Genomic DNA, 22,295 nt, shown 5'->3' on the forward strand with positions numbered 1-22,295 from the left:
CCGTCCGCGACGGTTTGGCCATTGCGCGCCGGGAACCTTTGGTTCCCCCAAACGTCATCTTGCGTGAGGCGCATTGCGCGCTTTGCACGGGAGGAGGGCCAGGAAGTGGCCAAGTCGGCGGTCAAGTCGGCGGTCATGTCGGGACGCATGGGACTGGTGCTCGCTGGCGCGACCCTCCTGATTGCGGCAGTGCTGCTGCCCGACAGAGCCGAGGCCCAGTTCGGGCTGCGCGGCGGTCCGCTCGGTGTCGCGCGGTTCGCGGTCGGTCACGTCATCGGCCTGTCGCGCCTGCGCCATGCCCGCATGGCGGTGCGCGGCGGCCGCTACCGTTCCGCTGCGTTGCGGTCAGAGGATCCGCGTGGTGCCGACCGTGGGCAGAATTCCAATCCTTACATCATCCGTGCGGCTCTCTCGGCGCAAGCCGCGCTCGCGGGCTGGCACGGCGGCCGCAGCCCGCAGGGCTGGTGGCGTCATCCCGACGGCAGCTATGGCTGGGCCGGCCCGGTGTTCTGGCCGTTCGCACATGACGATCTCGCCAACGCGGTCATCTTCGCCGACACCACCAGCATCTCGCTATATGGCTATGGCGACATCTATGCCGCGATCTTCTCGCCCTATGCGGCCACCGAGCTTGCCGCCTATACCGCGCCGCAGGGCAGGCGCGCGCGCAAGATTCCATCAGCGCAGAACATCTGCGATGTCAGCGATCCCGCCGGCTTCCCTGCGGATCTCATGGCCGCCGCCGTGCAGCCCAACGAAATGCAGCGCGCCGCGCTCGATGAACTCGTGAGCGCCTGGCAAGCTGCCCGCGACAGCATCCGCGCGACCTGCCCGGCGGAGGTGCCCGCGAACGCAGCGGAGCGCCTCGGCCTGATGCGCGAGCGCATCGCGGCCATGATCAAGGCGACGGATGCGATCGAAGCGCCATTTGCGAAGTTTGCAGGTCTCCTCAATGACGACCAAAAAGCCAGGCTCAATGCCCTCGGCAATGATCGTCGCGCTGCGCTGGCGTCTCGCCAGCCCAAGGATCAGCCCAAGGATCAGCCCAAGGATCAGTCCAAGGATCAGTCCAAGGACGCGCAGGCCGCCGCCGCTTGCCGGCCGGACTACGATCCCCGCTACGACGAAAAGGCGCAGCGCCAATATGAGCAGCTCGTGCAGCAGCAATGGCCTGTCGCCGATATGGCCACCACGCTCCGTCTCGACGAGATCGCCCGCGCCCGCCTCGACGTGCTCCAGGACACCACGCTGCGCACCATGGAGACGCTGAGCGCCTGCCCTGTGGAGGCCGCCGCGACACCGCTGGCTCGCCTCGCAGCCGTGAAGGCACGACTGGCGACGATGCTGCAGGCGGTGAACGGCGTCACTGATGCGCTCGACGATTTCGAGGCGGATCTGAGCGACGAGCAGAAGGCGGGGTTTGAAGCGATCGGGCCGAAGCGGGGGGCGTAAGGGGATTCGACCTCAAGAAAAATAGATCCAATTCGTTTTAGTCTTTCTAAGATTAGTTTGCTGCCAATTCCGATTCCTCCTCCTGACGAGGCTACTGAAATTCTTCGTCGCGTGTCAGATGCTTTGGCGGTGTTGGCTGACACAGTCGGGCACCTCGATGCCGAAGCGTCGATGCTGCTCGGCTGAGGCAATCCATTCTCAAGGCTGCGTTCGACGGCCGCCTCGTGCCACAAGATCCTTCGGATGAGCCCGCGAGCATCCTGCTGGAGCGGGTCGCGGATGCTCCGGTCAGCGCGCGAAAGGCGCGCGGCAGAGCTAAAAAACAAGTGTCTGCGACCACTTGAAGAAAATGATATCCTGACTATGATATACATGTCCTGGCATACGGATCAGAGATAGGACGATGCAGATTTCCAAATGGGGCAATAGCTTAGCCGTACGGCTGCCCAAGAAGCTGGTCGAGAAGCTCGGCCTTGCCGAGGGCGACCACGTCCATGTCACGTCCGCCGATGAGCAGACCATCGTGGTCTCCAAGGACAAGGTCGGCGAGGGTGATTTTCTGCGTCAGCTTCGCGCCTTGCAGAAGCCTCGTCCCAAGGGCTTCGTCTGGAATCGCGACGACGCCAACGCGCGGTGACTCCCTTTCTTGACACCAACGTCCTCGTCTATGCCGCACTGTCGGACGATCCGCGCTGCGCAATTGCGGAACGGCTGCTAGCGGCGGGAGGCGCGATCAGCGTCCAGGTGCTGAACGAGTTCGCCAACGTGGCGCGAACCAAGCTCAAATGGAGCTGGCCTGACATCGAGGCGATGCTCACGCTGGTGCGAAGCCGGTCGGGCCGTGTGCAGCCGCTCGCACTATCGACCCATGAAGCCGCCCTCGTGTTCGCTCGCGATCACAGTGTAGGCTTCTATGACGCATTGATCGTCGCCGCCGCACTCGAAGCCGGCTGCGACACCGTCCTGACCGAAGACATGCAGCACGGCCGCAAGTTCGGCGCTCTCACCATCGTCAACCCTTTCATCGAAAGCGCGCCGTGAACGCCCAAACCCTCGTCGCCAAAGTCTGGAACTTTGCCCACGTCCTGCGCGACCAGGGCGTCTCCTATCAGGCCTATATCAGCCAGATCTCCTATCTCCTCTTCCTCAAGATGGATGAGGAGCGCGTCACCCAGATTGGCGAAGCCTCGATGCTGCCCAAGGGCGCCCGCTGGGAGGACATCAAGGATCTCTCGCGCGAAGCGCTGAGCGGGACCTACGCGAAGCTCTTGGAGAAGCTGTCGAAGCAGAGCGGCATCATCGGCGCGATCTTTCTGAAGGCGCAGAGCGAGATTCAGGACACCGCCAAACTCAAGCGGCTCGTCGGCCTGATCGACAGCGAGACGTGGCTTGGTCTTCCGGTCGATGTGAAGGGCAGCATCTACGAAGGCCTGCTCGCCCGTAACGCGGAGGACGTCAAGTCCGGTGCCGGCCAATACTTTACGCCGCGGCCTCATCGAGGCGATGGTCGAAGTGGTCGACCCGCAGCCGCACCAGACCGTGCATGATCCCGCCTGCGGCACGGCCGGATTTCTGCTCGCCGCCTGGGAGCACATGAAGCAGAACAAGAAGGCGCGCGACCGCGCCGTCTATTCGGCCCTCAAGAACAAGTTCTCCGGTGTCGACATCGTTCCCGAGGTCGTCCGCCTCGCCGCGATGAATCTGTATCTGCACGGCATCACTGGCGTCGATTCCATCGTCGAAGCCAAGGATGCTCTCCTCGGAGCGGGCGGCAAGACTTACGACGTCGTTCTGACCAATCCTCCATTCGGCAAGAAGCAGAGCTATCGCATCGTTCGCGACGACGGCGAGATCGACAGCGAGCGCGAGGACTACGACCGTCAGGACTTTTTCGTCACCACGTCCAACAAACAGCTCTACTTCCTCCAGCACATCATGACGGTGCTGGCGCCGAACGGCGAGGCGGCAGTGGTGCTACCGGACAACGTCCTGTTCGAGGGCGGCGCAGGCGAAACCATCCGCCGCCGTCTGCTGCAGAATTTCGACTACCACACGCTGCTGCGGCTGCCGACCGGCATCTTCTACAAGCAGGGCGTCAAGGCCAACGTGCTGTTCTTCGACAAGAAGCCGCCTTCGGAGCAGGCCGCAACGAAGGACTTATGGATCTACGATCTCCGGACCAATCAGCGCTTCACTCTGAAGGAGCGACCGATGGCTCGCGCCGACCTCGACGATTTCGTCGCTTGCTATCGATCAGGCCATCGCGCGCAGCGCGAGGAAGCCGAGAAGTTCAAGCGCTTCCCTCTGCAAACCCTACTCGCGCGCGACAAGGTCAATCTTGATATCTTCTGGCTGAAGGACCATGCGCTCGACGATCCCGATCTGCTGCCGTCACCGGATGAAGCGGCTGCCGAGATTGTCGAAAGTTTGGAAACAGCTCTCGAGCGCTTCCGCAATGTCGCCAAGGCTCTGGGCGAGAAGCTGGCCTGAAATGCCGATGATGCTATTTTGCCAGTGTTTTGCCCGACGTGTCAAAGGACCTTGTCACCCTCGGCCTTGGCCCCCTCGTAACCCATTGATCCGACAGCCCGCGTCTACTGTGCATGGGGTTGTTTTCGACTTTTATTATTGAAGAGGCATCTCGGGCCGCTGCCTAATGTCATTCACCCGGCTCCACTTGCTGCGAGCAGTAGTCAAGGATTCCTTGACTACTGCTCCTGGAGAACTTGTGCGCCGTGGATGATTTTTAGACGTAGACTGAAACAGCCTTCCTCGGAGGATGGGCGTGCGTAGGTAGCGGAGCGGCCGCTATCCCCGCCGGCGCGCCGCCGCGGCAGCATCCACCACGTTCTCCACTTCCTCGCGCCAGCTCAAGATCTCCATCGCGAGCACCGGGTGATTGAAGCCCTTGAGCTGGAGATCGTCGAGGGCGCGGGCTTCGACCCAGGGCTCGACCATGCCGTAGACGCGGCGGCTGACCACGATCTGGTTGGGCTTGGCCTCGCCGCAGAGGCGGGAGGCGAGGTTGGTGACGCTGCCGATCGCGGCATATTCCAGCCGCTGCTCGAAGCCGACCTGGCCGAGCGTGGCATAGCCGAGCGCAATGCCGATGCCGAACCCCAGGCTATGCCCGCGGTTGCGCCAGCGCTCGGTCAGCGGGCCGATGGTGTCGCGCATCTCCACCGCCATCTTCACCGCGCGCTTTGTGTGGTCCTCGAATTGTATCGGCGCGTTGAACAGGATCATCACGCCGTCGCCGGCATATTTGTCGAGCGTGCCCTCATATTTGAAGATCAGCTTGCCGAGCGCCGCGTGATATTCGCGCAGCACGTTCATCGCCTCTTCCGGCTCGGTCGCTTCCGTGAACGCGGTGAAGCCGCGCAGGTCGCAGAACACGACCGTGACCTCGCGGCGCTGGCTGGTGAGCAGTCCCTCGGGGCTGTCGGAGGAGGCGATCAGCTGCGCCACCTGCGGCGCCAGGAAACGCTCGAGCTTGCGGATGCGCTCGATCTCGCCGAGCTGGGTCTTGACGCGCTCCTCCAGCGACTTGTTCCAGTCCTTGAGCTGCTCGGTCTGCTGCTTGAGCTTGTCGGCCTGGGCGCGCACGGTCTCATGCGCCGCCTCCAGCGCGTGACTCTTGTGATCGACCTCCGTGAACAGCCGCGCATTGCGCATCGCCAGCACGGCCTGGTTGGCGAAGGTGCGCATCAATCCGATGAGGCTGCCGGCGAACTCGCCACTGGGGCGTCGCAGCACCACCAGCGCGCCGAGCGTGCCCTGCTGGTCGACCAGCGGCACCACCAGCACCGCGTGGAAGCCGGCCGCGATCGCGGCGTCGCGCAGCGGCTGCTGGGCCGCCCGGTCGAGATCGGCAAGCGCGATCGGCTCGCCGCTTCTGGCGGCATCGCTCAGGATGTTGTCGCCTTCGTCGATCGTGACATGGGCGCCCTCGGCCGATTTGTCGATGCCGCCCGCCTCGACCAGGTTGAAGCGCCGCGTCTCGGCGTCATAGCCGTAGATCAGCACGGCATCGGCGTGGGTGATCTCGATCGCGCGGGCCGCGATCGTGGGCAGCACGGCGTTGAGATCGAGCGAGGAGGAGACCGCGCGGCCGACCTCTTCCAGCACCTTGAGCTCGTTGATCGACTGCGCGAGATCGCGGGTGCGCTCCTCGACCTTGGTCTCCAGGCTCGAATAGGTCTCCTGGAGTTGCGTCGCCATGCGGTTGAACTGGCCGGCGAGGTCTTCCAGCTCGTCGGAGGTGTGCACGTCGATGCGATGGCTGAAATCGCCTTCGCCGAGCTTGTGCGCGCCGTCGCGCAGCGCCGTGATCGGGATGATCATGCGGCGTGCCAGAAGCGTGCCGGCGAGGATCGCGACCAAGAGGCCCATGCCGATCAGAAGCGCAACGCGCACCAGCTGGTCGCGGATCGGCGTCAGGGCCTGTGTGGTCGGTTGCTCGAACATCACGCTCCAGCCGAGCTTTGGCACCGTGCTCGCGGCTGACAGCACCGCATGACCGTCGAAGTCGGTGCCTGACGCTTCCGACGCGCCGCCGGGCGAAATCGCGGCCGCCACCTGCGGCAGCTTCGACAAATCCTTGCCGACATCGGGGCCTTTGGCCGACGTCGCCAGCACGCGGCCGCGCGGATCGACCACATAGGCGAAGGCGGCCTTGCCGACCTGGGCGTCGGACAGGAAGTCGGAGAGGAAACTGAGGTCGATCTCGGCGACCGTGACGCCGGCGTTGAAGCCGGAATGCGCCACAGAGATCGACATGAACGGCGTCCGGTCGGAGAACCAGGCCGGCGCGTAGCTGACGCCGCGCGCGACCGTGTCGGTGAAGCGCATGTCGCGGGAGAGGTCGGCATTGCCGCCGGTCGTGGTCGACTGCCGCGAGACGCGCAGCACCTCGCGGCCGTCGCCGTTGAGCTGGAACAGCTGGTTGACGACTGAAACCTGGTGCAGGAGCGAGGCGTAATCGGCGCGGCGCTTCTCGAGCGTGTCCTGGCTCGCCCGCGTCACCCAGCTGATCTGGCGCTCGAGCTCGGAGATCGACTGCTCGATCCGCCGGGCGGCGCCCTGCGCCTTGTCCTCCAGCCCGCCGGTCAGCTGCGTCTTGGTGGCGCGGTAGGAGATCCAGGTCTCCATCGCGCCGTTGACGGCGAGCACGAACACGACGAGGCCGACGAGGGAGACGACATATTTGGCGAACAGGCCCTCGCGCAGAAACCGTGTCTTGTCGTTCGCCCCTGCCATCCGGATCCTCTCGCGCCGCCATCGACGCGGCGCTACGGGCTGTGCAGCCCAATGGCCCTTTCTACCACAATTTGGGCCGGAGGACGGGTGGACCGCCGGTGTGGTTACCCAATGTGGACGCCGGGACAGGCCGAAGGGTGGTGAATTGTCGCAGCCTCATCCGCTCGGAGGAAGCAGCGGAGGCGGAAGCCGATGTAAGGGGATTGGCGTGACATCATCGATTGAAGAGCTGCCGCAGAACGTCGTTCATCGGCTGGCTGTCCTGCTGCGCCACCGGCGGGTCCTCCTGGGCGGGGGACGCGGGCGAGGCCTGCGGCGCCGGTGCTGGCGGCGTTGCCGGCAGGCTGCGGCTGCGGCCGGTGCCCGTCGCGGTACCGGTGCCTGTTCCGGCGCCGCTGGAAAGCCCCTGCTGAATCAGGTTGCCGATCGCCTCGCCGAGAGGGCCGCCAAGCAGGTTGTTCTGCCCCGGCTGCTGGGCCTGCGGATTCGCATTGCCGTTTGCGTTGCCGCCGCCCGGCGCGGTGGCGCTGCCGAGACCCAGACTTCCCAAAATATTGCCGAGCCCGGCGCCGTCAGGGCCGAACAGGCCCTTGCCCATCTCGCGCAGCTTGGCATAGGCGGCGTCGGGATTGTCGAGTATGCCGGCCATGTCAGGGTAGATCTTCGGCTGCGACCAGCTGCCCTGGATCATCACGGGGATGCCGAAGCCGACCGGCTCGCTAGCGCGGCCCTGGCCTTCGGTCGTCATCACCAGCTTGGGCTCGACGCGAAAGCCCATCATCTTGGTGTCGAGCGCGATGGTGCCGGCGCCGGTGACGCGCACCAGCGGCCCGATCAGGTTGAGATCGGTCGTCACGGCCTGACCCTTGTCGATGCGGAAGGAGGCCGAGAGCTGCGACAAATCCGTGCTCTGCTCCTGGCTGCCGTTTGGGTTGTCTTGCCAGCCGGTGAGCGTGCCCGTCGTCAGCGAGCGGATCATCTGCGCAACATTGATGCCGCGGATGGCGCCGTCCTGGAAGTTGACGAAGGCGGTGCCCTGCATGTTCGCCATCAGCGCACGCTGGCTGGTACCGGCGCTGCGCAAAGCGAGCTTGGCTTGCAGCTTGCCGTCGATCCGGTCGAATTCGGCGAGCCCCTGCAGCAGCGGCAGCGCGCGCACGCCGACGAGGTCGGAATGCATGGCAAAGCTCGGCGCACCGGTGGTCGCATCCACGATCACCTCGCCCGAGACCTGTCCGCCATACGCGCCGAGATTGGCGGTGCCAGCCTTCAGCACGCCGCCGGCGAGCTTTGCATCGAGCGCCAGCGGCGCAAGGCGGGCATCGCCGATCACGGCCTCGCTCGCGGAGATCCTGATTTGTGCATCGACATAATTGAGCCCGGACACGTCGATCGGCGCATTGCTCCAGGGCTGTCCCGGCGCACCGTCGGGCGTTTTCGCCAGCGGGATCGCGAGGCGCTGGAAATCGAGATCGACCTTGACCAGCGGCTTGCTCGCGATGTCGACCGAGGCCCAGCCGTTGAAGGCGCCGTCGCCGAGCCTGCCGCTCACGCCGCTGATCATCACGACATCGCCATTGAGCCGCGCCTCGGCATGGCCGGTGAGCTGGGACTTCAGCACGTCGGGCATGTCGATGGCGAAATCCACCGGAATGGTCGGCCGCTCGGCCGGCGGCGTCGGCGCCGTCGCCTTGATGTCGAACTTGGTCAGGTGATCGCCGACGCGCGCAGTGCCGGTGATGTCGACCTTGCGGTCGCGGCCGACGACGGCGTCGGCGTTGATGGCGCTGATGCGGCCCTCGACGCGGTCGCGCACGCGCGCGAACGCGACCTCGCCGTCGGTGACCTTGACGCGGTCGATGGTCGCCCCGGCCGTGTCGAGCGCGATCGGCCTCGACGCGGCGCCGGCATTCGGCAGGCGCTCGCGCAGCAGCGGCTGGTACAGCACGGGATGGGTGACGACGAGTTCGCTGATCTCAGGGCTGCCCGACCACACGCTGGAGAGCGACATGTCGGCCTGCACACTGTCGACCGTCAGACGCGTGATGCCGCTGCGGTCCTTGGGGTCGGCCAGCGTGAGGTCGTTCAGCGTGACGTTCAGCGTCGGCCACAAGCTGATCTTGGTGGTGCCGTCGATCGACAGGCGATAGCCGGTCGCGCTCTCGACCCGCGAGGCAATCGTCGAGGTCAGGAAGCCCGAGGGGATTCCGACCACGAGCAGAAGCGCGATCACGATGATGACGGCGGCGACCGTCGCGCCGGCGAATTTCACTGCTTTCATGTCGACTTTCCAACGACGGACGAACGGCGCCGAAACCGGCCGCCCACCCGTCCCTTGCGCGTGAGTTTATCCCCGGACGGGAAGCCGCTCCAAGCGGTCAAAAATAGTCAGGGGGTGCTGCAAAGTTATGTGACTTATGACACACTTCTCCGGCGCGGTTTTACGCGATCCTGATGCTGATGGTTCCAAGCGATTTGCCGGCGAAATTGACAAGCAAAATCACAAGGACGTTCAAATGAGCAAACAGGCCGAATTTGCGGTCATCCTGAAGATGAACCCGATGTTCGCCGATCTCGGCGCGGACGAGCTCCAGCGGCTGTCCAATCTTTGCCACACCCAGCATCTGGCGAATGGCGAGGTGCTGTTCCAGAAGGGCGATCCCGGGGACGCGCTGTACGGCGTGCGCCGCGGCCAGGTCCGCATCGAGACCGGCGCCTCCGACGGCAGCCGGCTGACGCTCAATTTCATGGGGTCGGGCGATCTGTTCGGCGAGGTCGCGGTGCTGGACGGCCAGAACCGCACGGCGGATGCGACCGCGGGTGAGGCCAGCGAATTGTTCGTGCTGCGGCGCGAAGACTTCCTCGGCTTCCTCGAGCGCGAGCCGAAGGTCGCGATCAAGATCATCGCGCTGCTGTGCCAGCGCATCCGCTGGCAGAGCGAGCGGATGGAAGAGTCCATGCTGCAGCCGCTGCCGGTACGCCTGGCGCGGCGGCTGTGCGCGCTCGCCGCCGATTTCGGCTCGGAGGTGCACATCTCGCAGGAGCAGCTCGGCGTCTTCGTCGGCGCCGCCCGCGAGAGCGTCAACCGCCAGCTCCAGGCCTGGCGCAAGGAAGCGATCCTCGATCTCCAGCGCGGGCGGATTTTGCTGCGGAACATGACCAAGCTGACGGCGATCGCGCGGAACGAGTAACTCGAGCAAATTCACTTCGCTTGGACCGTGGGAGGCAGGTCGACGGCTGTGTCCTCGGCGAGGAAGGCCGCGTATCGCAACGCCTCATCAATGTCTCCACGCTCGAGATACGGGTAGTCATTGAGGATGGACTCGCACGACTCGCCGGCCGCCAGCAGGCTGAGCAATCGCGCGACCGGAAACCGCAGCCCGCGAATGCAGGCCTTACCAGTGCAGACGGCAGGGTCCATCGTGATACGCGCAAAAGCCATGGCATAAGCTAGCGCGCACGAACGACTTGCGCCACCGTGTGCCTCAAGATCCGGCTCGCCTCGAACCTCACTCCGCCGCCGGGTGCACGATCTTCTTCGGCACGTGCGGCGCCTCCGCAGCCCCGTGATGATCGTCCGTCTCCGCATCCTCGCTGTGCACGATCAGCCGCTTGCCAAAACGCCAGATCAGGGCGCCGAGATCGTCCATCACCATGAACATCGCAGGCACGAACACCAGCGACAGGATGGTCGAGAAGAGCAGGCCTCCGATCACCGCGAGCGCCATCGGCGAGCGGAATTCGCCGCCGGCGCCGACCGCGAGCGCGCTCGGCATCATGCCCGCGGCCATCGCGATCGTGGTCATCACGATCGGGCGAGCACGCTTCATGCCGGCGTCGATCATGGCCTCCTCGCGCGGCTTGCCGTCGCGGATCGCTTCGATCGCGAACTCCACCAGCATGATCGCGTTCTTGGTGACGATGCCCATCAGCATCAGGATGCCGATCCACACCGGCGTGGTGAGCTGCTTGCCGGTGACGAGCAGGGCGGCGATGGCGCCGCCGATCGAGAGCGGCAGCGAGAACAGGATGGTGATCGGCTGCAGGAAGGTTCCGAACAGCAGCACCAGCACGGCATAGACCATCATCAGACCCGCCGTGATCGCGGTGGCGAAGCCGTCGGACAGCTCGTTCAGGCTTTCGGCATCGCCCGAGGGTGAGACCTTCACGCTCTTCGGCAAGGTCTTCATGACGGGCAGGTCGTAGATCTTCTTGGTCGCATCGCCGAGCGCGGCGGAGCCGACGAGATCGGCCGCGACGGTCGCCTGCCGCTCGCGGTCGTAGCGATTGATGCTGGTCGGGCCCTGGTCGAGCTTGACGTCGGCGATCACCGAGAGCGGCACGCCGCCCTTTTCGCCGTGCTCGCCGAGCGGCACGCGCAATTGTTCGAGCGTCTTCAGATTGCCGCGGGCGGCATCCTCGAGCTGCACGCGGATCGGCACCAAGCGGTCGCCGACGTCGAACTTGGCGAGCGCTGGCCCGACGTCGCCGATGGTGGCAACGCGGATGGTCTGCGACAGGCTTTCGGTCGAGACGCCAAGCCGCGCGGCGAGATCGGCGCGCGGCTCGATGCGCAGCTCGGGCCGCTCCAGCGTGGTTTCCGAGATCACGTTGGAGATGGTCGGAATCCGCTTCATCTGCGTCGCAAGCTCGCTGGCGACGTTGTTGACGATGTTGGCGTCGACGCCGGTCACGACCAGCGAGATCGCGCGCAGGCCGTTCTCGTCGAGGAACCAGAAACGGATGTCCGGAATGTTCTCCAGCTCCTGGCTGATCGAGAATTCCAGCTCGCGCTGGGTGATGTCGCGATCGGCCTTGGGCGTGTAGTTGATGATCAGGGCGGCGCGCCGGACTTCCTGGGTCCCGGGCGGAACGCGGCCACCGTCCACGAAGATGCTCTTCACCTCGGGCCGCTTGCGCAGTCGCGCGACGATGTCCTCGGTGACCTTCTCGGTGTAGGCGAGCTGGGTGCCCGGCGGCAGCTCGAGGGCCAGCAGCGAGCGCGCGCTGTCCTGCGCGGGCAGGAAGCCCTGCGGCAGCAGCGTGATGCTCCAGATCGAGGCGGCGAAGATGCCGAAGCCGATCAGCACCGTGATGAAATAGTGCTTCACCGACCAGGCCACGATCCCATGGTAGGACCGCAAGATGCGGCCGGGCGGCGGCTCCTCGTGATGGCCATGTTTGAGGAAGTAGGCGGCCAGCACCGGCGTGACGAAGCGCGCGGCGAGCAGCGAGAAGAACACCTGCACCGAGACGGTGATGCCGAACTGCTTGAAGAACTGCCCGGCGATGCCCGACATGAAGCTCGCAGGGGCGAAGATCGCGATGATGGTGAGCGAGATCGCGATCACCGCGAGACCGATCTCGTCGGCCGCTTCCAGCGCGGCACGGTAGGGCGATTTGCCCATGTTCATGTGCCGGACGATGTTCTCGATCTCGACGATGGCGTCGTCGACGAGAATACCCGTCGACAGCGTGATGGCGAGGAAGCTGACGAGGTTCAGCGAGAAGCCGAGCAGGTCCATCGCCCAGAACGCCGGGAAGATCGACAGCGGCAGCGAGATCGCGGCGATGATGGTCGCGCGCAGGTCGCGCAGGAACAGCAGCACGATCACGACGGCGAGGATGGCGCCCTCGAACAGGGTCGAGATCGCCGCTTCGTAATTGCCGTTGGTGTAGTCGACTGAGGTGTCGATCAGCTTGAGGTCGACATCGGGATAGGCCGCCTTGAGCGCGTCGATGCGCTTCTGCACCGCGGCCGCGACCTTCACGTCGCTGGCGCCCTTGGAGCGCTTGATGCCTAGCGCGACCACCGGCTCGCCGTTGAAGCGGGCGAAGGTGCGGCGGTCGGCGATGGTGTCGGTGACGGTGCCGAGATCGTCGAGCCGCACCTCGCCGCCGCCGAACAGCGGAACCATGGTGCCGGCGAGATCACCCAGCGTCTTGGCGCCGGCGAGCGTGCGGATCGCCTGGTCGTTCTTGCCGATCTCGGCGCGGCCGCCGGCGACGTCGACATTGGTGCCGCGCAGGCTCTGGCTGACATTGACCGCGGTCAGGCCCATCGCCTGCAGGCGGTCGGGATCGAGCGAGACCAGGATCTCGCGCTCGACACCGCCGATACGCTCGACCTGGGCGACCCCGCGCACGCCCTGCAGCGCGCGCTTGACCACGTCGTCGACGAAATAGGACAGCTGCTCCGGCGTCTTGCCGGGCGAGATCGCGGCATAGGTGACGATCGGCAGGCCGATCACGTCGACGCGCTGGATCAGCGGCTCGGTGACGTTTTGCGGCAGGTTCGAACGCACGCGCGTCACGGCGTCCTTGACGTCGTTGAGCGCGCGGTCGGTGTTGGTCTCCAGCGCGAACTGGATGGTGGTCAGCGACAGCCCGTCGGTGATCTGCGAGGTGATGTGCCTGACACCCTCGACGCCGGACACCGCGTCTTCGATGGTCTTGGTGACCTGGGATTCAAGCTCGGCGGGCGCCGCGCCGAACTGCGACACCGCGACCGAGATCACGGGAATGTCGGCCGAAGGCAGTCGCGTCACCGCGAGCTTGACGAAGGAGGTCCAGCCGAGCACCAGCAGGATGATCGAAAAGACGACCGACGGCAGCGGATGACGAATCGACCATGCCGAAATATTGAGAGCCATCAGCGTACCCGCGTGCGATCGAGTTCATCGGCGAACATGGTCTTGATCTGGTCGCCGTCATGCAGCGAAGAGCCGGCGTCGGCCACGACGATTTCGCCGACGTCGAGGCCGTCCAGAATTTCGGTCGCGGTGTCGGACGACAGTCCGACCCGCACCTTGCGCGTCTCGACCGTGTTGCCCTTGACGACCTGCAACGTGAGATGGTCGATCGCGGTCTTGGGGACCGCGACGCCGCAGCTTCGCTTGGCGTCGATCGAGGCGCGGGCGAACACGCCGACCTTCAGCGAGGGATTGTTGGTGACGCTGATGCGGACACGGCCGAGCTGCGTGGTGCGATCGATTTCAGGCGCGACCAGCCGCACCCGTCCGATCAGATCGGGCGCGTCGTCGCGGCTGATGCGCACGGTCGCGCCGGGGCTGAGCTTGGTCATGTGGACCGCCGGAACCTGAGCGTCGAGCTCGATCTCGTTGTTGACGGCGATGCGGAACATGGGGCCGGCCTGCGGGGAAGCGGGCGCGCCGACGATGGTGCGCACCTCGGTGACGAGGCCCGGCGCGGGCGCCTTCAGCGAGATCGGACCTTGCGGGCCCGGCCGCTGCGGCTGGCCCGGAATCTGCGGCGGCGCGGTCAGGCGCGCCAGCTCCTGATTGTCGGTGACCAAGGTGCCTTCAGTGACGAAGAGGTCGGTGACCCTGGAGCCTTCCTGGTCGGCGACGACCACCGCCTCGCGGCGCGGCACGAAGAAGCCGGTCACCCGCACGAGATCGGAGAAGCAGGCATTGGTCGACTTCGTCACGATGACGAGCGCGGCGCTCGGCGTCTCCTTCACCTCGGGACGGCGCCGATGCTCGAACAGGTAATAGCCGACGCCGAGGGCCACGACGAAGACCACGGTTCCGGCTGGCTTGAGATATTCGGAGAGGTTCATCGCCGGATCATCCTGGCCTTGCTCACGGCCGTCCGTACGAGGCCCATGAAGAGCATTTCCCTGAAATAAAGCGGCGTCCCGCAAGGCTGCGGGACGCGCTTTGGACGCGAGACTTTACACCACATCACGACCGGTCACTGCAAAGGATTACGTCGTGCTTACTTCGATGCGGTGGTCTTGTTTTCCATATTGACGACCTGCACGCGGCGGTTGACCTCGGCCATCGGCTGGCTCGGGTCCTTCAGCTTGCTCTTGCCGTAGCCGACGGTGACGAGGTCGGTCGCCGAGATGCTGTACTTCTCGACAAGGTAACGCTTGATCGAATCCGCGCGGCGCTCCGACAGGTCCTGATTGTAGGCCTCGCCGCCGGCGGCGTCGGTGTGGCCGGCGACCACGAAGGTCGAGCCCTTCAGGTCGGGGCTGGTGAGCGCGCGGCCGAGCGCCTGCACCGAGGGCATCGACTTGGCGCTGATATTGGCCGAGTTGTAGTCGAAGGTGATCTCGAGGTCGATGTTCGGCTTGTCCTTGGCGACTGAGGCGATCTCCTCGCGCTCGGTCGACGACAGCGAGCGCGTCGAGCGGCCGCGCACGGACTGGATCAGCTTGGTCTCCGCCGCGTTCGGCGCGGGATCGGCCTGCGGGGCCATCGAGAGGCCGCGGGTCAGCGGCTTCCTCGCCGGCGGCGCCAGCGCGCGAAGGATCTCGTCCTCGGTGACGTTCTTGCTGTTGCCGTCATCGGCGGCAAATGCGGGGGTGGCCGGCAGCGACAGTGTCGCGCCAATGGCCAAGATGGACAGGATTGCGGTCAGTCCCTTTGCAGCCAATCTCATAGCTAGTCCCTCCTGCGCAGCGTGCCCGCGCGGTTCCAAAATTCCTGCAATAGGCCCCCGGGAAAAGGCCGCCTGCGGCATCCGACCGTTAGTCTTCCGTGGGCCGCCAAGGGTTCGAGGCGTCCGCTGCCTGAACCTAAAAAAATACTAGCGTACTCCGTAGCTTGCGAATTCCTGAACGATGTTCGGATCCATCGCCTTGGCATTGGCAATGTCCAGCGCGCCTTCCTGGGCGGAGCCGTTACGCTGCTTGGCGAGGCCGCGGCCGTAGAGCGAGGAGGTCAGGCGCGGGTTGATCCTCAGGGCCGCATCGAAATCGGCGATCGCGTTCTTGACCGCGCCCGACTTCAGATTGACCAGCCCGCGGCTGTCCAGCGCGTCGACGAAGTTCGGCCGCAGCCGCAGCGCCTCGTTGCAATCCTTCAGCGCGCCCTGGAGGTCGCCGACCACGGTGCGGGTCCAGCAGCGGTTGTTCAGCGCCTCGACATCCTTCGAATTGATCCGGAGCGTGTCGTCGAAATCCTTGATGGCGAGGCTGTAGGCGCCCTTGCTGGCATAGACCTGGCCGCGCCGGTACAGCGCGTTCACATCATCAGGATTGGCCGCGATCTTGGCCGTCAGGCCCTTGATGGTGGGATCCTCCGCCAGGACGGCCGCGCTCGGCCCGCTATCCGCGTTCGGCGCGGGCGCGGGATCGGCCGGTTTCACCGGCGGTGGCGGCGGGGGCAGGGCGGCCTCGACCTGCGGCTTCGGTGACGGAGCCGGTGCGGGCGGCGGCGGCGGAGGGGCAGGTGCTGCAACGTTGTCAGCCGGCTTCGCCGGCGGCGGTAATGGCGGCGCGGGCGGTGCCGGGGGCGGGTTGTTGGCGACGACGGGCGGCGCAGGCGGCGGTGCCGCCGTCGATGTTGTCGGGCGCGACCCGGCGGCGCCCGGAATGAAGGAGAAATCCTCGGCCAGCGAGGAGGAGATCCACGGCACCTGCTCGCCGCGCGAGGCGCGGGTGACGCCCATCTTGGTGCGGTTCAGCGTCTCCTCGGCCATCAGGTCGGGGACGCGGATTTCCTTGAGCAGTTCCTGGACAAACAGGCTGTGCTCGCCGCCGGCGTCCGAGACCACCGAGGCCAGCGCCGCCGAATACATCACCAGCGTGCCGTTCGGCGCGATGACGGGCGTAAGACCGGCCGAGAAGCTGCGGAACCGGCGCTCGAACGGGTTGCGCCTGGAGGCATCGATCAGCGCGATCTTGACGCCGGCGCCGCGCGTGTTGAGCTCGCCGAGCACGGTCTCCAGGCTGAAACCGTCGCGGCGCACGTCGGATTCGGTCCAGATCTGCGCGTCGACCGGCAGCATGTAGCTCTGGCGCGCCGACTGGATGCCGAAGCCGCTGAAGAACACCAGCGCCACCGAGCCCGGCTTGATCTTGCCATAGAGCTTGTCGAAGGCGCGGCGCATGCCGTCGCCGGTCAGGTTCTCGCCGATCTCGACCGAGAAGCCGTCGCGCTTGAGCTCGTCGGCGATGTCGCGCGCATCGTTGAGCGGTTCCTTCAGCGGCGCATCTGCATCCGGATATTTGGCGTTGCCGATGACCAGCGCAAAACGGTCGCCGGCCGCCAGGGATGGCGCAGTCGGGACGAGCGAAACGAGCAAAGGGAGAAGGAAAAGGAAGCGAATTTTCATAATCAGCGCGGTCCAGCCAAAAAGGCGCCGTTCCAGCTTGCGCCGCGGCGACCTTAACTTACGCATCTTGCATTATCAAACCGGGGGGAGGGGGCGTCAACCTCTTGGAGATTCGGCATTATCGCGACGATTGACCGCAACGCAGGGGCGCGCCGGTAGCGGAATGAACGGGCTGTCATGTTTGTGCTCGACCCGATCTGGTTGGGCATGGCAAGCGGCCATGTTGCAGCAGTCATGTTAGGGGAGTGATGTTAGGGGAGTCATGGCGACGAAAATGTGATTGGTCTCACATTGCAGGCCCGCGGTCGTAGCAAGCCCAAAGCATGATCCGGAAAAGTGCGAAGCGGTTTTCCGGAAAGATCATGCGTAAACAACAAACTAAAGCGCGATGACGATTCATCCAAATCTCATCGCGCTTTAGGCTGTTTGACCTTTGCGGCGGACGATGGCTTGGTGCGTCACGTCATCCAGATCCCCTCACAAAAAAGAAGAGCCATGGGAAACGTCTACGAAATCTACGCCCTGCGCTACGCGACGATGTCGCCGCGCACTCCCAGCATGAACTTTCTGGCGCCCGATCCGCATGACAGCGCGGCGCAGGATCTCGACTATTTCGTCTGGCTGATCCGAGGGCACGGCCGCGACATCCTGGTCGATACCGGCTTCAATGCCGAGGACGCGAGCGCGCGGGCGCGCAAGCTGACGCTCAACCCGGTCGATGCGCTGGAGCGCTTTGGCGTCGCGGCTTCGAGCATCCGCAACGTCATCGTGACGCATCTGCATTACGACCATGCCGGCAATCTCGACCGCTTCCCGAATGCGCGCTTCCATCTCCAGGAGCGCGAGATGGCTTACGCGACGGGGCGGTGCATGTGCAACGGCCTGCTGCGACATCCGTTCTCGGTCGAGCACGTCACGCAGATGGTGCGCCATGTCTATGGTGAGCGTGTCACCTTCTACTCGGGCGACGGCGAGGTCGCGCCCGGAGTCACCGTGCACCGCGTCGGCGGCCATTCGGATGGCTTGCAGGTGGTGAAGGTCGAGACCGCGCGCGGGTCCGTGGTGCTGGCCTCCGATGCTGCGCATTACTACGCCAATCTGCAGCGCCGCAGCCCGTTCCCGATCGTCTACAATGTCGGCGACATGGCACAGGGCTGGGAGACGATCGAGCGCCTCGCAGGCCACCCTGATCGATTCATCCCCGGCCATGATCCGATCGTGACCGAGATCTATCCGCGCGCCAGCGACAAGGTCGACGCCTGGGCACTGCACCTGCCGCCGTCGCGGTCGTTTGCGAAATGACGCGATAGCGTCATTCCGGGGCGCGCGCAGCGCGAACCCGGAATCCAGAAGTTGTAGCGCGAGATTCCGGGTTCGCCGCGTCGCGGCGCCCCGGAATGACAGCATCAGCTAGTACGCCTGCTTCGCGTCCGCCTCTTCGCTGGTCTGGATCAAGTCGAGGCTCGCTTCGAATTTGCGGAGCAAGGCTGAGAGCGCCGGGCCTCATGTCAGCTATGCTCCCGAATGCAGCGCGAAAAGAACATCGTCTGAGGTCCGGGTCGGGCCAATGGCGACTTGAGTGCCGCCCACGTGATCGCAAGATGTGCCTTTCGACAATGGCGATTGGAACTAGGAAACCTTGGGAAGCTCGCGCGTTTAGGGGGACGGAGCAAGCCGTGGAGGAGAAGCATGCGAACAGCAGTTCTCGCGTTGATCGTAGTTGCCGGAAGCGCAATTGCCTTCCAAGCAACGGCCCAACAGCAAAAGGCCGCACCCAGTGAGCAAACCAAGGAGGAGATGCGCCGTGATGTAGACCAAGGGCTCAAGACTGGCGAGCCCAACGAGCAGATGCAGCGCGATGCGGACAAAGGGATCAAGACCCGCAACTCCGGAGAGTCCGGATACGTGGCCGACCAAGACAAGCCGGGCGCATCTGCGCATCCTCCGGGCCGACCGGGAAGTGAGCAGACCACGGGTTCGGGTGGCCAGACCAGCGCTCCGAAATAGAACCCTTGGCGATGCGCACTAGGCAAGCATAGAGGTTGGCAGCTTCTGGGGGAGGAGCGGAAGAGCGATCGACAGCCCTATCCGGGCCGACGGCCGACGATCGCATTGGCGCACGCCTCGATCGAGACACGCTCACTCGCCTCGATAGGCACCTGCTCACGAACCCGAGACTTGAGTTGCATCACGTCGGCTGACGCCATCGTTGTAAGCATCGGAGCGAGATTGGGCGCCGCGATCGTAGTCGACCAATAGTCCTCGAAATCGTCGAAGGTTCGTCGCGTGCGAAGAACGCGCGCTTCGATGTCGGCGAAACCCGCCCCTGTCCACAGCTCATGGAGTCCTTCGGGCGTCGAGGCTTCCGCTTTCGGAGCCCGCGGTGGCGTGAACCCCATGCCTTTCATCTCGGTTATGATGGCCTCCGACGGGCCGCCGCCGCTGACGACGTCCCAAACATAGGCGGCCGCGATACCGCCCGGCCGGAGGACGCGAGCCATTTCAGCGACGCCCCTGGCAGGGTCCGGTATGAAAAACACAACGAGCGCCATGACGGCCGCATCGAAGGTGCCATCGGCAAATGGCAATGCCATTGCATCGCCCTGTCGAAACCCCGCGACGGGTGTCGCCAGCCGCTCTCGTGCAAAGGCCAGCTGACCTTCCGAGGGATCCACGCCTTCGACGGTCATTGGGGCGCAGCGCTCGACCAGCAACTGTGTAAACGCGCCATTGCCACAACCGATGTCGACCCATCGCAAATTGGGCGGGGGCGAGAGCCAATCAATAAAGGCGCGTCCGGCCAGTCCACTCCACTTGCCCATCATCCGTTCATAGACGGCGCCGTCATCGAACCTGATCGTCGGCGCGGACATCGGGGGGCCTCGCTGCGTTTCGCGCGTCTCACGAAGGTCGGCTCCGACGATAACCGGACACAACCTTGGGATCAACGCTCCGATCACGTTGACGACTGTTCGGGGTCAAAACCCGCAACGCTCTGATCAAGCATAAGGCTTCTGCTCAACCCCCAAAGAAGCAAAGGCTGCCTTGGCAAGCTTGGATGGCTTGTTCTGGTCACTTTCAGGAAGCAGGCCTCGCGGTGCTCTGAGCCAAGGTCGGCCACGGGCCACAAATGGACATCGGGGTGTCAACTCAGTCTTGCCCGCTACCCGCCAGTTTGGATTCAGGTGTCTTAGTTTTTCGGCGAATGGTTGAGCCTGCCTACCTGAATTCTTGCCCATATTTGAGAGCAATCGCGTTGATCTGCTCGCGCGTGAATTGCTTTCGCGATTCACCGGGTCGGCTGCAGGTTTCGCGAAAGAAGCCATCGAGGCCGGGCGGCACCATGATCCACAGCAGAACCATTTCTTGGTCTGGACTACTGAAACCATGCCACGTGTTCTTAGGTATGAAGATCGTTCCACCTCTTTCGCAGGGGTGAGGCGTATCGTTGAGTGTGACTATGCCAGCGCCTTCCAGAACATAGAACGCTTCATCCTGTCCGAGGTGCCGGTGAACCGGAATGCCCGAGCCCTTGGGTAGCTGCTGTGTGCCCAAGCCGAAATTATTGGACCCGCTTATGGGGTCGGCCTTGATGAAGATGTTGCCGCCATCACGATAGTGGATGAGGTGTTCACCCTGTCCGGCGCCAAGTACATAGCCGTGCGGCACCGAGCCTTGCGATCTCGTCTCGATCTCCTCGTTGTTTGGCATCACCTGCTCCATTGGCCTGGGCCTAGCAACAATTAGGGCGCGTACTCATAGGTCGTCGGCGATGTCCGCTTCGCTTCGGTACCGACTGCCTTTGTGCAACTGGAGCAAATGCCGCGATGGGCCAAAGGCGACATCAAGCTCTTATGACGGCGCCACACCCCGCGCGCGCGGCTCTGGGAGCGCGCCGGCCCTCAGGGGAAGCGGCTGGTCGCCAAGCAGCACCTTCATCACCACGTCACGCGCATTGCTGGGATCAAGCGAGTGCTTTGCGATCAGGTCGCTGCAATCGGCCACGATCTGGTCGGCGTCCTGCATGATCTTGAGCTCTTTGTAGCGATCATGCCGATGCAGGCCCATGCTTTCGCCAACCACTTCAAGGATATTTATGATGCGGAATGGCCAGTCGCGCTCGTGTGCGCACAGTTCGCGATGATCGGAATGATAGACCGCGACCAGTGCATCGACGCCTGCATCGCGCGCCGCCTCAAGTTCCATGAGTTGTAATTCACGCTTGAACTTTGGGAGTACACCGACATCCACGCTCTGCAAACCCACCGCCGGCTGGTTCAGATCGACGAGTTCGATACCGGGGACCGTCGTCAGGATTTCAGCGGCGGCTTCCACGACGCCGGCCACGCCGGGATGCTTGTGCAGCGCGACCCGCATTTCGACCCTGTGCTGAAGGTGCGGCTTTAGCTGCGCCAGCCGGTCACCGAGAAAGCGCATGAACGGGCTCATCTCGAACGGGCGGGAGCCACGCTGCCGCTCGACCGTTGGCAGGATGGTTTCCGTGTACTGGACGTAGCACGACGGGCACCAGGAGATCACCTGCCCCGATTTGGTGTGCGACAGCTTTTCCATAGTACTCGAGCCCATACGACCGGCCATCTCGGCGTCCCCAGACTTGAGTTGGAGGATGCCGCAACAATGGCTCGGTCCGCCCATCACCTGGTAACTGACGCCGAGCGCATCCATGATATCGAGGGCAAGCAAGGCGATGTGCGGCGTCTTGAGCACATTGCAGCCGGTGTAAAACACGAAATCCGGCGCCTCAACGGGCGTGGAGACCGACGCCGATTTCTGACCCAGTCGTTCGAGCGCGTCCGTATCGAGTTGCAGGTGCGAAAGCACGTTCACTCCACGACTGCCGTCGCGGTACTTCTCGATACCCTGTCGGCGTCGTTCGGCAAGCTCATTGTCCGACTTCGCGATGCCAAGCCGCGCCATGCTCAGCAAGAAACGCGGATTGACGCCATAGTTGCATGCCTTGATGCATGCCCCGCTCCGCATGCAGGATTGCGCCCATTTGCGCGACGCTTGCGGGCCGTTGCCGGTACTGACCAGTTCGAGGATGCCGCCGATGATGTCTTCGGACTTCGTATCCGAGATGCCCGCTGGCTCAACACTCGGACAAGCCTCAACGCATTTCCCGCATCGCGTACAGGAGTCGAGCATTTCCTCGACATATTCAGCCAGGGTCGTCTCGAATGGGATCTCGTTCATCGGCTGCATGACCAGCTCCAGACCTGCTGACGGATCAGCTACGTGCGGCACATGACAACTTCGGAACCTACCCCACAAATGACGAGCTGTACACGAACTGGCCGCAATCGGGATTTGTTGCCTCTGGGTCAAAACCCGCAATGCTCTGATCAAGCATAAGACTTTTGCTCACCCCCAGGAAGCCGACATCGGACGAGAGTGCCGCAATCTTGGAAGACCCCGGCTGGCATGCAGTGGTCGCAAAGGCCGAAACCGTCGCCAGCAGCTGCTCGCCATCACGA

The 22,295-nt window shown here is 64.3% G+C and carries 18 protein-coding genes and 1 pseudogene; 8 read left to right on the forward strand and 11 right to left on the reverse strand.

Going from position 1 to position 22,295, the window contains the following annotated elements:
- Positions 1-135: 135 nt before the first annotated feature.
- From GGD63_RS34375 to GGD63_RS34390, 5 genes are all read left to right on the forward strand, one after another.
- Entirely contained in the window at positions 136-1,452 is a 1,317-nt protein-coding gene (locus GGD63_RS34375; protein WP_183248969.1) for a Spy/CpxP family protein refolding chaperone, read from the forward strand.
- A gap of 403 nt (positions 1,453-1,855) precedes the next feature.
- Entirely contained in the window at positions 1,856-2,089 is a 234-nt protein-coding gene (locus GGD63_RS34380) for an AbrB/MazE/SpoVT family DNA-binding domain-containing protein (protein WP_183248882.1), read from the forward strand.
- Positions 2,086-2,493 carry a PIN domain-containing protein gene (locus GGD63_RS34385; RefSeq protein ID WP_183248884.1) on the forward strand — a complete coding sequence of 136 codons (408 nt, stop codon included), beginning with the start codon at positions 2,086-2,088 and terminating at the stop codon, positions 2,491-2,493. The genes GGD63_RS34380 and GGD63_RS34385 overlap by 4 nt, the downstream gene beginning before the upstream one ends.
- The gene (locus tag GGD63_RS40675) at positions 2,490-2,999 is read left to right on the forward strand and encodes a type I restriction-modification system subunit M N-terminal domain-containing protein (RefSeq protein WP_312013471.1); all 510 of its coding nucleotides are present in this window, start codon (positions 2,490-2,492) and stop codon (positions 2,997-2,999) included. The genes GGD63_RS34385 and GGD63_RS40675 overlap by 4 nt, the downstream gene beginning before the upstream one ends.
- Entirely contained in the window at positions 2,917-3,942 is a 1,026-nt protein-coding gene (locus GGD63_RS34390; protein ID WP_312013472.1) for an N-6 DNA methylase, read from the forward strand. Before GGD63_RS40675 ends, GGD63_RS34390 begins: the two co-directional genes overlap by 83 nt.
- 318 nt (positions 3,943-4,260) lie before the next feature.
- Here the strand turns inward: GGD63_RS34390 and GGD63_RS34395 are convergent, their stop codons facing one another.
- Positions 4,261-6,711, reverse strand: coding sequence for an adenylate/guanylate cyclase domain-containing protein (locus tag GGD63_RS34395; RefSeq protein ID WP_183248886.1), 2,451 nt, complete (start codon positions 6,709-6,711; stop codon positions 4,261-4,263).
- Positions 6,712-6,925: 214 nt separating this feature from the next.
- A complete protein-coding gene (locus tag GGD63_RS34400; RefSeq protein ID WP_183248889.1) occupies positions 6,926-8,992 on the reverse strand; it encodes an AsmA family protein in 2,067 nt (688 codons plus the stop codon).
- 235 nt (positions 8,993-9,227) lie between these two features.
- On the opposite strand from GGD63_RS34400, the gene GGD63_RS34405 reads away from it, so the two are divergent.
- Complete coding sequence (locus GGD63_RS34405) at positions 9,228-9,902, forward strand: Crp/Fnr family transcriptional regulator (protein WP_183248891.1); 675 nt, start codon at positions 9,228-9,230, stop codon at positions 9,900-9,902.
- Between the two features lie 11 nt (positions 9,903-9,913).
- Here the strand turns inward: GGD63_RS34405 and GGD63_RS34410 are convergent, their stop codons facing one another.
- From GGD63_RS34410 to GGD63_RS34430, 5 genes are all read right to left on the reverse strand, one after another.
- Positions 9,914-10,132, reverse strand: coding sequence for a DUF433 domain-containing protein (locus tag GGD63_RS34410; RefSeq protein WP_246785771.1), 219 nt, complete (start codon positions 10,130-10,132; stop codon positions 9,914-9,916).
- Between the two features lie 88 nt (positions 10,133-10,220).
- Complete coding sequence (locus tag GGD63_RS34415) at positions 10,221-13,364, reverse strand: efflux RND transporter permease subunit (protein ID WP_183248896.1); 3,144 nt, start codon at positions 13,362-13,364, stop codon at positions 10,221-10,223.
- Positions 13,364-14,293 (reverse strand): efflux RND transporter periplasmic adaptor subunit, encoded by a 930-nt coding sequence (locus GGD63_RS34420; RefSeq protein WP_183248898.1) that lies wholly within the window; start codon positions 14,291-14,293, stop codon positions 13,364-13,366. Before GGD63_RS34420 ends, GGD63_RS34415 begins: the two co-directional genes overlap by 1 nt.
- A gap of 158 nt (positions 14,294-14,451) precedes the next feature.
- On the reverse strand, positions 14,452-15,123 hold the full coding sequence (locus tag GGD63_RS34425) for an OmpA family protein (RefSeq protein WP_183248899.1): 672 nt from the start codon (positions 15,121-15,123) through the stop codon (positions 14,452-14,454).
- 147 nt (positions 15,124-15,270) lie between these two features.
- Positions 15,271-16,800, reverse strand: coding sequence for a caspase family protein (locus GGD63_RS34430; RefSeq protein WP_183248901.1), 1,530 nt, complete (start codon positions 16,798-16,800; stop codon positions 15,271-15,273).
- A gap of 495 nt (positions 16,801-17,295) precedes the next feature.
- On the opposite strand from GGD63_RS34430, the gene GGD63_RS34435 reads away from it, so the two are divergent.
- Entirely contained in the window at positions 17,296-18,102 is an 807-nt protein-coding gene (locus GGD63_RS34435) for an N-acyl homoserine lactonase family protein (RefSeq protein WP_183248903.1), read from the forward strand.
- A gap of 108 nt (positions 18,103-18,210) precedes the next feature.
- Here GGD63_RS34435 and GGD63_RS40870 read toward each other — a convergent pair.
- A pseudogene (locus tag GGD63_RS40870) lies at positions 18,211-18,294 on the reverse strand (MarR family transcriptional regulator); the annotation flags it as partial.
- A gap of 195 nt (positions 18,295-18,489) precedes the next feature.
- Between GGD63_RS40870 and GGD63_RS34440 the strand changes: the two are divergent.
- Positions 18,490-18,807 (forward strand): hypothetical protein, encoded by a 318-nt coding sequence (locus tag GGD63_RS34440; RefSeq protein WP_183248978.1) that lies wholly within the window; start codon positions 18,490-18,492, stop codon positions 18,805-18,807.
- A gap of 77 nt (positions 18,808-18,884) precedes the next feature.
- Here the strand turns inward: GGD63_RS34440 and GGD63_RS34445 are convergent, their stop codons facing one another.
- From GGD63_RS34445 to GGD63_RS34455, 3 genes are all read right to left on the reverse strand, one after another.
- On the reverse strand, positions 18,885-19,673 hold the full coding sequence (locus GGD63_RS34445; protein ID WP_183248905.1) for a class I SAM-dependent methyltransferase: 789 nt from the start codon (positions 19,671-19,673) through the stop codon (positions 18,885-18,887).
- Positions 19,674-20,019: 346 nt separating this feature from the next.
- Positions 20,020-20,511: a cupin domain-containing protein gene (locus GGD63_RS34450; RefSeq protein ID WP_210316084.1), complete on the reverse strand. Its 492-nt coding sequence runs from the start codon at positions 20,509-20,511 to the stop codon at positions 20,020-20,022.
- Positions 20,512-20,652: 141 nt separating this feature from the next.
- Entirely contained in the window at positions 20,653-22,023 is a 1,371-nt protein-coding gene (locus tag GGD63_RS34455; protein ID WP_183248909.1) for a (Fe-S)-binding protein, read from the reverse strand.
- Positions 22,024-22,295 lie beyond the last annotated feature (272 nt).

It is taken from the genome of Bradyrhizobium sp. cir1 (assembly GCF_014198245.1).
GTDB lineage: Bacteria > Pseudomonadota > Alphaproteobacteria > Rhizobiales > Xanthobacteraceae > Bradyrhizobium.